This window comes from Novosphingobium aureum (assembly GCF_015865035.1).
GTDB lineage: Bacteria > Pseudomonadota > Alphaproteobacteria > Sphingomonadales > Sphingomonadaceae > Novosphingobium > Novosphingobium aureum.
The window spans coordinates 2,082,163-2,095,649 of the sequence record NZ_JADZGI010000001.1; the positions used below are offsets into that span (position 1 = coordinate 2,082,163).

Sequence of the window (13,487 nt, forward strand, 5' to 3'; positions counted from 1 at the left end):
AAGTTGATAAGACTCGCGAATCATTATAGGTATTCACTCGTAACTTGAATGGGGGTTGCAGATGGGGAATTTTTCTGAACTGTCGTTTGTCGTGGGGACGAACGACTGGGTACCGCAGCGCAGTGGCGACTACGCCAAGGACTGCGAGACCGGCCGCAATTACGCTCGCGAACTGTGCGAACTGATCGGCGCGACCGACAATCCGGGGTATCTGGGCCGAGTTATGAAGGCAGTGATCGAAGGCGGCACTTACGATGGTGTCGAGATCGGTTTCTGCCACGCTATCGCCGCGCGGGCTGTGCACGCCTGACAGGGCGCCAGCAGGTGAATTCGATCACGCCGCCCCATTGGTTCACCCAGCGGTCGGCGTAGTCGCCCCTGGCGCGGTAGGTGACCTGTTGGCGGATTCCGTTCACGCTGATCACCTCGATCGTCAGAGGTTCGACCTTCACGCAAAGCAGGTCATCGTGGCGCCCCTCGCACCGGCACTCGCCGAGCATGAGTTCCTTGCGGGTGCGCCAGCCGCCGCTCATCCCAGCATCTCGGGCGTCACGGTCACCGACCCGACCTGACCGTGCTCGACATGGTAGGTATAGCCGGTGACCTGTCGCTCGGACAGCCAGCCACCGCGCGCGGCATGGGCGTCCCGGGCCGCGAGGGTGGGGTGCTGGATCACCTTCATGCCGGCGTGTTCCTTCACGCTCTCGTGATGGCGGTGACCGCAGTGCGCATAGCGCTTGGTCGTTTCGCCCCAGATCTTCGGGAACTGGGCCGCGAACAGGCCGGGTAGCTGGTCGTTCTTCTTCAGGTGGCCATGGTGAAAACCCAGCATCGTCGCGCCGTGGCGGTGGACGTAGTAGGGCAGCGAGCTGTCATCGACCTCGACGCGCGGCTCGTTCTCGTAGAGCGCGGCGAACATGACCCTCAGCCAGATCGACGAGGTGATGTCGTGATTGCCTTCGGCCATAACCACGATCACGCGGTTGTGCCGGCGCAGCGCGACATCGATCATGCGCCGCAGGATCCGCAGCGACGCCTGGACGACCTTGGGGAAGCGCCCGTCCGCATCGAGCAGGTGCCGGCTCGTCGGTGTGACCGCCTCGATCGAATCCTGGTGCAACCAGTCGCCGAGCTGGTTGATGATGCAGGTGTCGGCTGCAGGCGATGCCTCGACCATTTTCTCGAAACACCCCGACAGCACGCGCTCGGCAATACGCAGGTCCCAGTCGGCACCTCCCTCGCGGTGCCAGGCCAGCATGCCCACGTGACAATCGGTCATCGTGTAGAGATTGCACAGCGCCGCGCTGGTCAGCCTGGGCGGCTTGACCGGGGCGAGGCGGGGCAGATCGCCGGCCATCGCGGCAAAGGCCTCTTCGACAATGCGCGCCCGCGCGTCCTCGTCGGCGCGGGTCTTAACCCATTGCAGGATCGGGGCCTTCTCGCCGGTTTCCGGGTCGACGCGGTACATCGTCGAATGGCCGCGACCGACGTAGCCGGGTGCGACCACCTCGGTCAGCGTGTGTTCGGGGCTGTATCCCTGGACCGCCGCCTTTGCCTTGATCGAATGGATCGCGTTCTGGACCGCGCTCTTGTTGACACCCAGTGCCGCAGCCGCCTTGCGCGCGCTGCCATGCAGGTTGACCGCGTCGATGTATTCAATCTGGCGCGGCGTCGCCCACTGTTTAAGGGTTTCGTCGAGGTGGGGTTTGCTCATGGCGCAGTTTCTCCTGCAGCGCGTCGATCATCTGCTGTTGCTGGCGCGCGCGCTCGTCGTTGGCTTCAAGCTGCGCATTGGCGAGAAAACCGAGCAGGCTGACCACGATCAGGAAACTCGTCGTTCCCGCCCACTTCAGCATGCCCTTGATGCCCGAGACTTCGTCGCGGATGCCCGAGACTTCGTCGCGGATGGCCTGGTAGCGGATCGCGCAGATGTCTTCGTGCGCGGAAATCTGCGCCAGTGCCCGGCTGGCGGCGTCGCGGGCCTCCTGGTCGATCGGCATCACTTCTCGTTCCCGAACAAGGGGGAGGGGGCATCGAGCCGCGCCTTGCGCAGCGCCTCGACATTGGCGAGGTACCAGGTGCGCCAGGTCACGGCTTCGGCGCGGGCGAGGTCGGCCTGTTCTGCGTAGCGGACGAGATCTCCCCATGGCACGATTGCCAGGGGTTGTTCTGGAGGCAGCGGAGCCAGGGGAGCATCGGCGGGCCCATCGGCTGTGCGAGATCCACCGGCGGCGGCGGCAGGTCCGGGACAGACACCAGCCCGGCCGGGGCCTTGCACGCGCAGGTCGTCAGCAAGAGCAGCAGCGAGGCGTGTTTCCAGCGCATGGTTTTCTCCGATCTGGGTGGTGAGCTTTGCCGCAGCAGCCTCGTAGTCGCTGCGCCAGCGTTCGCCTTCGTCACGGGCGTCCGCGAGGCGGCGCTCCCACAAGGCGCGTTCGGCAGTGCGACCGGCCTCATAGGCTGTCTTGTAGTGCGCGGCGACCTCGCGGCGGTGCAGGATCACACCGGCCGTGCCGATGAGGACGACGGCAAGGACGATCCAGAGCGATGCCGGGACTCGCCCGACGATCATGCGCAGGCGGGACATGAGGAGGGAGAGGCCGAAGCGTGCGGCAAGGGCTGCCAGCATCAGGCTTCGGCCTGCGTGCAGCGTGCGCGATCGACGTTGCCGATGCGCAGGTTCTGCCAGCCCTTGCGGAAGGCGCGCAGGCGCGGGTTGCGTCGCACCAGCCGATCGTATTCGGCTTCCTGGTGGGCATCCATGTGCTCGAGCATCGCGACACAGGCGCGCGAACCCTGGGCTGCCCGGCAGGTGCGCCATGCGCCGACACTGGCCGGGCCGACGCGCCCGTCGACGGTGAGCCGGGTGCCGCAGACCTCGTTGACCGAAAGCTGGAACCAGCGACTGGGGCGCACGGGGCCCATGTTGACCGCGGTATCGACCACTTCCTCGGCGACAGTCGGGTCGATCTCGATGAGCGGCATGAAGCCGGGCTTCTCGATGTAGTCGCGTGCAAGCACCAGGTCGGCGCAGACATCGCCGGGCTTCTCGATCTGATCGGGCGCAAGCACCAGGTCAGCGCTGACATCGCCCGGAAGGGTGCAGTGCTTGGGGAACGTGCGCATGTCACCGGTAAAGCCGTGCTCGCGCGCGACCTCCTGCGTGACGCCATAGCGCGTCGGTCCGCCCGGATCGTCGCGATGATCGACAAAGCCACCCTCGTGCGAGAAGACTGCGGCGAGGAGCGTGAGAACGCCTGCCGTCAGGGATATACGCTTGCCCCGTCCGGGGGTAGGGGAGGGGGCAGGCTTACTCATCCCCGGTCACACCCTTGGCGGTGACTTCGGTGACGCGCGTCGCGATGGCGAGGAGAGCAAGGCCGATACCGCAGTACCGGCGGACCGGGTCGGGAAGCATGGCCAGCGCGAGGCGGTAGCCGTCGGGATCGATCGCGGCCCAGCTTTGCAGCATGCCGTAACCGGCTGCGAGATGAACGCTGCTCCAGCGCCACGCCTGCCGCCAGTCCTCGATCACGGTGATCTTCATCGTGCGGCCTCCGCTGCCACGGGCTGTCCCGCGCAATGGAATATCACCTTTTTAGTGATTTTGGAAGGGCATCAAGGTGAAGCGTGGCTAAACGAGACAGATAGGAAAAATTTACAGCTTGAAAATAACGAACAACTAAGCCTCACTGAGGTAATGAACGACCAGCGGATGATCGGCCTAGATGCTCTCCGAGGAATAGCAGCCTTCGCAGTTCTAGGTTTTCATGTTGACGCAAAATTCGGCGGTTTCGAAGCCTTTGCCCGGGGCTATTTGGCGGTCGATCTTTTCTTCATGTTAAGCGGCTTTGTACTAGACATGGCCTACGCCGGACACATGGAATTCCGCCGGTTCATAGTCGCACGTATAAAAAGGGTGTGGCCTACGATGGCGGTTGGAGCCATGCTAGGTTTCATCGTTTTTGCTGTGCAAGGAGTGGTGCTACCGTTGAACCTGGTGGCAACGCTCCTCTTCCTGCCACTCTTCACGCCGATCGACGTAGCTTTTGTCCTCAACCGGTGCGCTTGGTCGATATTCTTCGAATTAGTAGCCAATGGTGCCCACGCACTTGTATTCCGCCGGCTATCCACCATCATTCTTGTGGCGCTAACTGTGGCGTGTTTCGCGGTAGTTGCCGCACTATCTGCCAAGACTTCCCTGGAAGTCGTCGGGGCGCGATCAAACTCGTTTTTTTACGGTTTTGCCCGTGTTGGATTCTCTTATCTCGGAGGGATTCTTCTATCGCGTTTTTCCTCCGACCTCCGAATACCTGCTGTTCAAGGAGGCCTCTTTATCTTCCCGGCGGTTGTTATAGCGCTCGCGTTGTGCTCAGCCCCATCTGTCTTCGATGCGGCTGTCGTGGCATCCATCAATCCGTTGGTGATAGTAATCCTAGCCAGATCCAAAGACTGGTCAAATGCAGCGCTTTCCGCTCTGGGTCAAATCTCGTTTCCACTTTACGCCGTTCATTATCCGATCCTGCAAGGCTGCATTGCGCTAGGGTGGAATGCGTACCAGGCCATGGCTGCAAGTCTCGTTTTCGCGGCTTGTGTTGCGTATTTTTCGGCACGATTGGCACAGCGTAGCGACCACCGGGTACCGCTCGAAAGCACGTAGTCTGTTGACCTTCGATCAGCGCGTATAGATGGTTAGCTCGAGGTCATCGATGTACGTGTCGTTATTGGTTCCGGCTGTTCGATCCATCCGCTGCAGTAGATCGATATTGCGCGATCCGCTATCCGGGGCGACAGAAAGCGACCTTTTCATCCAGTATAAGGCTTGCCCAAGATCATCAATCGCCGAGTAGGTGGTTGATAGCGCAGCCGGAACGCCATCGAGATAGCGAATACCGCACCCGCCGGGGTCGGCCGTGCCGTTATAGTTGGACTGCCACCAGCGTAGGTTTGCCCATATGTCGCCGGATGCAATCAGTGTGTCGATCTCACTGGGTGATAGCCCGGTCGCCGCGGCAATCGAGAAGCGCTGACGAGCCACAGTTGCGGCGCTGGTGCCTCCGAAGAAATAGGAGGTGTTGGTCACACCACGTTCGAAATGAGGCGCGGGATCGGCAGAGCGAGTTCCTATGACACCGCTCTCATTGGTCCACGACGCCGTGCCGCTTTCCGCGCCGGGATTGGAAATGGTGACGTTGTACTCGGTGAGCGAATTGGCCTCATAAGTTCCGGCTTCCAGCGCGGTTAGTTCTGCCTCAGAGAATACACCATCCTTGAAAGCGACCGACCGGATTGTCGCCATCGAGAAACCGTTAGCCCATCCAGCCGTGGCCTGCGGATATCCGCCCACGGCGAGTTGTGCAGGAACGGCGGTCGGGGTGGCGGTGTCGGTGTCGAAGAGAATACCATCAAGCCAGAACTCCCATCCACCCGAACCATCGTAGTCGATGCGAATATGTCGCTCCACCGGCTCGTGGCTGATTAGAGGGCTGCGCCAATAGGCCGAGTAACCGTCATTGTCGGCGACAGAACTTCGCCCTTCGGTGCTGACCCATGCTTCATCTGTCGACGGATGAAATTTGATATCTTCACACAATGCGCTCGGAACCGCAAAAGATCGAAGTGTCGGCAACGTCGATCCATCGGCTGTCGAAGATATAGCAGACGCTATATCAAAAACACTAATACTGCGAACAGTTCCGCTTCTAGACATGTAAAGAAGGCCATCGCTAGCCCTTACACAAAATCCTTGGTTTCTATTTCCAAGATAGAATCTTTTGTATCTATCTGCGGGTAGTGCCACTCCGACACCGAGATCATCAGCGTCAAAAACATAAGTATACCTAGCAGAGTTATTATATGCATTTATAAGGGCGTATTCAATCCCGGACACGGTTATGAAATCAAGAGCGCTAAGACCGGTGTCTAGGCCTGACGTGTCCCAAGTGCCGTCAATGACCGCGTTTCCGGAAGAGAAAGATGCATCAAGGTCAATCTTGAGCAACATGTCGGTTTCAAAGTCGGTGCACCACACATCGCCATTCGCGCGCACTGCCCATGCCGCGACATGGCGGTACGTAGAAGTGCCAAATGTGAAGGTTCCAATGACCGAATTGTCTGTAAGGTCAATTTTGTAGACTCGACTTTCCGTGTCATTGTAGTGGCCGGAAACGAGAAGTGTTGTCGCGTCAAGGAATAAATGTGACTGTGGGCGAACTTTATTCGCCCCGGAATACAAGAAAGCAGTGGGCCACGGTAGGGCGTACTTCCAAAACGCATTCCCAAGATAGCGCGTGCGAACCGAACCTGTATTGGTTATTGATCCAAAGCATGGCTCGTCACCGTCGGTCAAAGCCACCACGGAAATCTTCGCATCGGCGGATACGTCGTCTTCGACGAGGCCCGCAATCAAATCCGACGTTGCCGCCGTGCGCCGCCAGAGCCGACAGTGAACGCTCAGGCTGACAGGTCCGGACGATGAGGTTGCCCAAGAAGGAAGGGAGGAGCGTGTAAGGCGTGTCGTATAACCATCGCCTTGAAAGCCGTCCGGCGAAATGGCCGACCCGGGGCCGTATCGGGTCAAGGTGTTTGCGCCGTCGCTATCTTCTTCGTCATAGGTCAACGGGTAGACGATCATGTTGGCCGCAACGGCGCCTTCGGCTGCCGAATAGAGAAGACTGGATGGGAAGGGGATCATGCGGCGAAAGCCTTCGTCAAGGTTGCAAGCACTGTCGCATCGGCTTGCACGATGAAGGCGATCAGATCTATGGAGTTTGGCGCACTCGACACCACTCCTCCGGTCGCAGCGCCGCCGGGAAAGCGCCAGTTGGAACCGAATGAGAGTGTGCGGGATCCTGAGCCGTCCTGTTTAACTACGACCGTCCCACTTTGTCCCGGTTTCGCATTAGTGGGGTTCGCGAGCGCGCGATTGGCGCTGAGTGTCACTTCAAAATTCAACCCAGAAGCGAGATCCATGACTATGGTGGGGGCGTCCGTCAGAACTTGGGCGGCGGCCGAGTCAAAGAGCGACTTCGGCGTCAGCACCTTAGTCTGATCCTCGCCAGACCAAACGTCGGTTGCGGACGCAGGTGTGAAGGTCGCTGCGCCGGTTGGTATTTCGTCCCAGGCTGTGCCGGTGAACTGCCGACGAACACCTGCTGATATGTCGTAAACGACCCAACCTGACGAAGGGGGGAGATAGACCCATCCGCTGTCATCGTATAGTGCTAGTGCATTGGGGTTCGTCGCGTTCGTCTCATTTAGAAGATACACATCACCATTGGACGGTGCCACTGGCTCGGTCGCCACAAGACTAATGGCACGTGGCTGCACGAGGGCTGAAAGCAGGAGCAGGTTGGTGTCCATACCAGCCTTCCACCCGTCAGCGCCGAGATCCCAGAAGCCGGTGAGCCCGAGGCCCGGAAGTGTGCGTTCAGCCATAATAGCTCCTTATATTCACCTTTTTGGTGAAACTCAACTCACGCGCCGCCGTAGTTGTTGCCGTAGCTGTAACCATACCCGTTCTCGAGCAACACCCCGATCTCGTGCGCCTGTAGCGAAGAAAAGCCGTCGCGCTCGGCCGAAAAGCGGATTCGCGCCCGCCCCAGACCGGCGAAAAGGCCGACTGGGATGTCGTAGCTTACCCCCTCGATCCCGGTCACCGTGTCGATGATGTTCCCCGCCGGATCGAGCAGCGTGAGGGTGGTTGTCTGCCCGTCCTCGGGGTCGATGCTGTCCTCGGTCCAGGTAAGGATGCGCGCGTCTTCGGTCAGGCGATTGCGTGTCGCCCACGCGCAGGGAATGGTCGAAAGCCCGACACAGTCGACCTCTCCGAACCCGATCCCGGCGACAGTCGCATTGACAGGACGCAAGGGGAGATGGGGTCGCGCCGTGAGCGTGCCGGAAAGTACGGGTGCCACAGCCGGGGCGAGGACGCCGGCAAAGGTTCGGGTTAGGAGTTTGTAGCTGACCGTCTCGCCGTCAGACAGCAGATCGAGATCGGAAATGTCGCTGTCGATGTCGAGCAGCCAGACCTTCGTACCCTGCGCCCATGCGCGCGGAACCGTGTCGAGCAGGCCGCGCTCGAGCGTCAGCGTGCCACCATCCTCTTCGGCGATGAAGACCACTTCCATGATCGTCTCATCATCGTCGTTGTTGCCGATGAGCATGACCGTCCCGGCCGCAGCGAGGACGTTGGTGGGAGTGCCGACAAGGCTGACCCCGAGGCTCCGGGCCTCGCTCGCCAGGTCGAGGGCCAGCACTGCCTGCCCGGCAAAGCTGCAGGTCGCCTGCACTTCGTCGAAGGTACTGCCGTCGGGTTGGACAGTTGCGCCCCAGAGATCGAAGTTGTAGCCGACATCGCTGCTCGCGAGCACGCCGGCCATCACCTCCGGGTAGTCGACATCGGTAGACAGTCCCGCGTCGGTACGCGCCACACCTGCCAGGAACGCGGGCAGCGTAATGATCCGCGCATCATCGGCAGGTTCGGGCTCTTCGTCGTCGCCATCCCAGGCGCTACCGGGAGGCGCTTCGTATTCGGCAATGGTGAACCCGAAGATGTCTTCCACCAGCGACACCCTGATCGAAGGACTGGACAGGTTGCCGTAATCCACCGGGCCGACGCGCATGACCGTCCCGGCCAATCCGCGCTCGGGCCATGCCATGCGCACCACGTCGCCCGGCAACAGGTCCCAGGCACTGCGATCCAGTTCGACCTCGCAGCTTGCCAGCGGGGCCGATGCCACGCGCAGATCCCGCAGGCCGAGCCGGGTGGCAAGGTCGGCCCGTCGCACGGCGTAGTAGTTTCGCGAGGCTGAGATGATACGTCCACCCTGTGCGGCGATGGCGCCGTTGTCCTGGACCACCACCGTCTCGTCCTGTTCGGTTTCCGGATTGGTCCAGGTAACGACGATCTCGTTGGTGATCTCGCCCCAGCCCTTGCGCTGGAAGTCGAGCATATCCGCATTGTCGGGATTGATCTCGCGCAAGGTATCGGGGTCATAGTCCCCCCGGATCAGCTTGAGCGTCAGCAGTCCGGTTCGCGGATTAACAAACAGCGTGGCCTGAACATGGTCGATGATCTCGGAAACGAAATTCTCGATCGTATCCTGCTGCGTCCAGCGCAGCGACAGCCCTAACCCTTCGGCATTGAGGGTGATCGCGGCAGCTTCGAACGACGCTTTGTCGAGGAGGGTCTCGGGAGAACCCATGCCCCACTCCTGGTTCGTACAACACTCGTAGATGATGTGGGCCGGATTTGCATCGGCGGTGACGTTATCGCCGAAAAGCGCTTTGTTGACAGCATTCACAAGCCCGTCTGGGGTAGAACCCTCGACGATTGGGACACCATCAGATGGGGTATTGTCGATCAGGGCAGTGTATGTCGTATCGGCCAGTTCAATGTTGATTCCGAAACTCTGTACCCCTGCCATCTCGGCGAGAGCGGTGGCGGCCTCTTGAGCAATAGTCCCAGGATCAGTCACGGCGGTACCGTAACCAGTCGGTTCACCATCCGTTATGAAAAACAGGTATCGTTCTTCTATTACCTGATCGGTGGCGTCGAAGAACACTTTAGCCGAATTCATACCTTCGCGAAAATCAGTGTTGGAAGCTGTGGCGTTACGAGATTGCACCCAGGAATCTACTTCAGCCACGTCAAGTCCATTAGCACCTCGACGGATAATCGACGAACTCGCACGGCCAAAACTAACTACGGCCAGATCGATGATGACCCCCGTGTCAGCGGTGGCGCCTATCGCTGCTAGAACCGTCGACATCGCCGATTTTAGCGTTGCGAGACGCTCTCCGTCCATCGAACCGGATAGGTCGATGGCAAAGCAGATTGCACGGGGTGTGCGCGAACCGCCGTAGACCAGTGCGATATCCGGGTTCAGGCCTACCGGGGCACGCCGCACGCCAACTTCGATGTTCTTGAGGTAGGGTGTATTCGCCACCCAGTAGAAACCCGGACGCTGGACAGACCGTGTGCCGAAAATACTGCCCAGGCTCGTCTGAACGCCACCGCTTCCGCCTGCGGGCGGTGTCCCGGTGAAGAACAGCGTCAAGGCGCCGCGGAACCCCGGACAGTTGGCCCCGGTACCGCGTCCGAGGCGCGCAGCCAGCGCGTCGGGCAGCACCTGGTCGACGCCGCCAAGCAGCGCGGTGACGTAACCGCGCACACCGCCTTCCTTCTTGGGACCGCCGAACAGGTTGGGCTGGCTGATCGAGATCTGCGTGTTCGATTGAACGTTTCCACGCCAGGCTACCTTGTCGCCCACCGTGATGTGGGTGATCGCATCGGCGCGCCAGCACACGCCGAGATGCATCGACATGTTGTATTCGTTGACTTCCTGCTTGGCCGAGCCGCCCTTACCCATCCGAGTGCACCTCCAGATAAACGAGCCACAGCGCCCCCAGTCCACCCACCTCCATCAACCGGGCGGCACTGACGCCATGCTCGCCAGCCTCTTCCGAAACTTCGGCGAAGGCGCGCCGGGCCTCTTCTGCGAGCACTCCTGCATCAGTGGGTGAAGTCGTGATCCGGACCCCGGCGAGGTCGAATGCGCGCAGGTCGCGCTGCAGCCTTTCGAGCACGACCTTACGAGCGTGGCCGTCACCAATCGTGAGCAGGGTCTCAACCTCGATGCCATCGTGCAGGAAGGTCCGGAAATCGGCAGCACGCCTGTCGAACCAACCCTTGACCCCGCGGGCGCAATAGCCGCTTGCGCGCATGTCATCGATCGAGATCAGCATCACGCTTTCACCTTGTAGGTGTTGATGGATTTTTCTCCGAAATACAGGACGTTCGGGTCTTTGATGGTCAGCGACCCGAAGGGGACACATACCGGCTTGCCAGCCTCGGCTGTCGGATCCTCGAGCGACTTTGCCGCTTCGGGTTTTGCCATCTTCGGCTTGGGCGTGATGAGGTATGCGACGATGTTGACCGCAAGGGCGATCAGGAAGGTGACGAGAAACGCGGGCATCGCTCAGACCCTCCTCAGTAATAGTTGTTCGTGCCAACGAACGGATTCTTGCGTGGAATCCACGGGTCGCCGCCGAAATCGTTGATGACGAGATGAAGGTCCGCGCAGTCATCCATCTGGTGATTGCAGCCCAGAACCACCGAGACCTCGCCATCGACCGCGATGTCGCGCGCGAGGCCTGAAAGCGTGAAGGTGTCGGCAGCAGTGTCGAGGCGCAGGATTGTGCGCGCTTCAGATACGCCTTGCGCATTCGTCCACTCGAGAGTGCCGGCGCGGAACTTCTCCTTCGGAAAGGCACCGTTCCACCCCTCGGCCAGTGAGAGCGTATTGCCCGAGACGGCCGTGACCGTGCCGGTGACGGTGGCGCGCACCTTGTCCGCATGGCAGCCGCCCTCCGCATTGCCGCGGTACAGCGCGTGCGGGCATCCGTATTGCCAGTGGCGACGCAGCCCGGTGCGCTTCATCGAAGTCGCAATGGACTCGCATGTCAGTTCGACCTGGCTGTCCTCCCACTTGCAACTCAGGACGCGGCCCGCCCAGGTTACCGGGAATTCCTCGTCTGGATCGTTCAGGTGCCCCTGGCGGATGATCAGCGCGACTTCTTGCGAGGGAGGATAGATGCGGAAGAGCTCGGCCGCTTCACTGAGAGCGCCGGTTCGCACGCTTTCCGAAGACTTGTCGAGCGTGCCTGACGACTTCGTGCCATCGCGCTGCATCGGGGTAGGGACGTACACGATGTTGTCGAACTCGACTTCTTCCTCGGCACTCGTGTAGGCGTAGTGGTGCGCCGCGTCGGGCCCGTACTGGAACAGATAGAGCTCGACCGGCATGCCCCGATTGCGCGAGATTTCGGCTTCATCGAAGCTCATGCTGCAACATCCTCGGTCTCGAGCGGCATGATCGCCAATTCCGTTTCGGCCACTGTGTCGGTCAGAAAATCGATGCGCGCGAGATCGCTGCCCAGACGGCAGACCGGCATCCACGAGATCCGCACGATGGCGGATAGCGCGATGCTCCCCTGCCACGGCTGACTAAGCGTGATCCGGCTGTTCTGGCCATCCTGTGCGATCCCTGTGATCGAGGCGTATCGCACCGTGCCGTCCGTCAGCGTGAGACAGAGAGCGGTGTAAACCGTGCTCTGTGCGTAATCGCGAAAGGCGCCGGACCCTTCCACGAGAAGGCTTGAGCTGCCGATCGTCACACTCTCTGCCGCAACGAGATCGGTTTCCCCGCTCGGAAGGAGAAATTCCCCCTGACGCCCTCGCAAACGGTCGAGGAAATCGAAGAAGTCCTCAATTTCCTCGCGCGATCCAAGGCTGATCAGCATGCGCCGGGTGCCTGACGGAAACCGGATCGGAAACGCGTAGTCACGCGTCCCGTGGTTGAAATCGACGAACTCGGCGGACCAGCCGAACCGCACTGCCGCAGCGCTTCGCCAGTTCGGGCGGAACATGCACACCTCGCGCCCGGCAAACCGTATCGCGGCGCGAGCGCACATCGATCGGCCCAATGCGCGGGTGATGGTCTGGGAAAGGGCTTCTGTGTCCCCGCTCGGCACGATCGGGATGGTATCGACGGGCGTATTGTCCACCTTTGATGCGGCAGTGAAGTCGTCCAGAGCGATGTTGATCGCATGACTACGCACATCCACCATGGCGGACAGCCTTTCAGCGGCAGCATCATCGCTTCCGGAAAGGGGGAGGGTGTCGCTGAGCAGGATCAGCGCCTTGTCCACCCCGGCGCCGGGCCCGGCATCGAAGAAGGTCTGCGCTGCCGCGAAGGCCGCATCGAAGTCCAGCGACCCAATGCCCGGTTGCGACGACAACCAGTCGACCATGTCTTCCACGTCTGTGCGAGAGGCTTTGCGCCTTACGATGCTGCTCGCATCGGTATTATAGGTCACGAGGCACAGGTCGATCCGCGCGCCGGTCTCGATCCGAGCGGCAACCTGATCGAGAGCGGTTGCGATGGCGGAAAAGGCCGCCGTTCTCCGCGCACCGGTCATCGTGGGCGACATGCCAATCGCGATGCACAGCGCGCGGGCACGGCGCGGTTCGCTACCGGGTTCGACCGAAAAGTCGAAGGTGGCGGCGAGAACGTCGTCGCTCGGCGCAGTACCGCTGATTTCCGCGCCGAGGAAACCGACGCTTCCAGCGATGACCGCGCTACCGGCATCCCATTCGCGGTCGAGCGGGGCGGCGAGGGTGAGCGTGTGTCCGGATATCGCGAGCACGTGGGCCGCGACCGGTCGTTCCCCGGCTTCGCGCAGGAACACGATCATATCGGCGCGCAACCAGTCGGGTAGTGTCTCGAGAACCAGCGTGTCCCCGCCCTGGGCCGAGGAGGTCGCAAGAGCGACCTGGCGCGACCAGTCGGGCATCGCGTGCGGGCTGGCCTGGCGCGATGCGAGCAGGCCGCGCACCTCGCGGCGCGTTTCGCCCCGGAACAGGGCATCGAACTGGAATGAAATCCGGGGTGTGGGCCGCAGCGCGCGGCGCTGCTCCTTGC

Annotated in this window: 15 protein-coding genes; 2 read left to right on the forward strand and 13 right to left on the reverse strand. The window is 61.1% G+C overall.

Annotation, left to right across the window (positions count from 1 at the left end):
- The first annotated feature begins 61 nt into the window (after positions 1–61).
- Positions 62–310: a hypothetical protein gene (locus I5E68_RS09835; protein WP_197163326.1), complete on the forward strand. Its 249-nt coding sequence runs from the start codon at positions 62–64 to the stop codon at positions 308–310.
- Here I5E68_RS09835 and I5E68_RS09840 read toward each other — a convergent pair.
- The 6 genes from I5E68_RS09840 to I5E68_RS09865 are packed head-to-tail and all read right to left on the reverse strand — an operon-like array spanning position 282 to position 3,547.
- Entirely contained in the window at positions 282–533 is a 252-nt protein-coding gene (locus I5E68_RS09840) for a hypothetical protein (protein WP_197163327.1), read from the reverse strand. The genes I5E68_RS09835 and I5E68_RS09840 overlap by 29 nt on opposite strands.
- On the reverse strand, positions 530–1,714 hold the full coding sequence (locus tag I5E68_RS09845; protein WP_197163328.1) for a hypothetical protein: 1,185 nt from the start codon (positions 1,712–1,714) through the stop codon (positions 530–532). The genes I5E68_RS09840 and I5E68_RS09845 overlap by 4 nt, the downstream gene beginning before the upstream one ends.
- A complete protein-coding gene (locus tag I5E68_RS09850; protein ID WP_197163329.1) occupies positions 1,683–2,000 on the reverse strand; it encodes a hypothetical protein in 318 nt (105 codons plus the stop codon). Before I5E68_RS09850 ends, I5E68_RS09845 begins: the two co-directional genes overlap by 32 nt.
- Entirely contained in the window at positions 2,000–2,629 is a 630-nt protein-coding gene (locus tag I5E68_RS09855; protein ID WP_197163330.1) for a hypothetical protein, read from the reverse strand. Before I5E68_RS09855 ends, I5E68_RS09850 begins: the two co-directional genes overlap by 1 nt.
- Entirely contained in the window at positions 2,629–3,318 is a 690-nt protein-coding gene (locus tag I5E68_RS09860; protein ID WP_197163332.1) for a glycoside hydrolase family 108 protein, read from the reverse strand. The genes I5E68_RS09855 and I5E68_RS09860 overlap by 1 nt, the downstream gene beginning before the upstream one ends.
- Positions 3,311–3,547, reverse strand: coding sequence for a DUF7940 domain-containing protein (locus I5E68_RS09865; protein WP_197163334.1), 237 nt, complete (start codon positions 3,545–3,547; stop codon positions 3,311–3,313). The genes I5E68_RS09860 and I5E68_RS09865 overlap by 8 nt, the downstream gene beginning before the upstream one ends.
- A gap of 54 nt (positions 3,548–3,601) precedes the next feature.
- Between I5E68_RS09865 and I5E68_RS09870 the strand changes: the two genes are divergently transcribed.
- Complete coding sequence (locus I5E68_RS09870; RefSeq protein WP_197163336.1) at positions 3,602–4,660, forward strand: acyltransferase family protein; 1,059 nt, start codon at positions 3,602–3,604, stop codon at positions 4,658–4,660.
- A gap of 15 nt (positions 4,661–4,675) precedes the next feature.
- On the opposite strand, the gene I5E68_RS09875 is transcribed toward I5E68_RS09870, so the two are convergent.
- The 7 genes from I5E68_RS09875 to I5E68_RS09905 are packed head-to-tail and all read right to left on the reverse strand — an operon-like array spanning position 4,676 to position 13,260.
- Positions 4,676–6,694, reverse strand: coding sequence for a hypothetical protein (locus I5E68_RS09875; protein ID WP_197163338.1), 2,019 nt, complete (start codon positions 6,692–6,694; stop codon positions 4,676–4,678).
- Positions 6,691–7,437 (reverse strand): DUF2793 domain-containing protein, encoded by a 747-nt coding sequence (locus I5E68_RS09880; RefSeq protein WP_197163340.1) that lies wholly within the window; start codon positions 7,435–7,437, stop codon positions 6,691–6,693. Before I5E68_RS09880 ends, I5E68_RS09875 begins: the two co-directional genes overlap by 4 nt.
- 38 nt (positions 7,438–7,475) lie before the next feature.
- Entirely contained in the window at positions 7,476–10,373 is a 2,898-nt protein-coding gene (locus I5E68_RS09885; RefSeq protein WP_197163342.1) for a phage tail protein, read from the reverse strand.
- Positions 10,366–10,749 carry a hypothetical protein gene (locus tag I5E68_RS09890; protein ID WP_197163344.1) on the reverse strand — a complete coding sequence of 128 codons (384 nt, stop codon included), beginning with the start codon at positions 10,747–10,749 and terminating at the stop codon, positions 10,366–10,368. The genes I5E68_RS09885 and I5E68_RS09890 overlap by 8 nt, the downstream gene beginning before the upstream one ends.
- Positions 10,749–10,979, reverse strand: coding sequence for a hypothetical protein (locus I5E68_RS09895; RefSeq protein WP_197163346.1), 231 nt, complete (start codon positions 10,977–10,979; stop codon positions 10,749–10,751). The genes I5E68_RS09890 and I5E68_RS09895 overlap by 1 nt, the downstream gene beginning before the upstream one ends.
- A gap of 14 nt (positions 10,980–10,993) precedes the next feature.
- Positions 10,994–11,848: a phage BR0599 family protein gene (locus I5E68_RS09900; protein ID WP_197163348.1), complete on the reverse strand. Its 855-nt coding sequence runs from the start codon at positions 11,846–11,848 to the stop codon at positions 10,994–10,996.
- Positions 11,845–13,260, reverse strand: coding sequence for a hypothetical protein (locus I5E68_RS09905; RefSeq protein WP_197163351.1), 1,416 nt, complete (start codon positions 13,258–13,260; stop codon positions 11,845–11,847). The genes I5E68_RS09900 and I5E68_RS09905 overlap by 4 nt, the downstream gene beginning before the upstream one ends.
- Between the last annotated feature and the right edge of the window lie 227 nt (positions 13,261–13,487).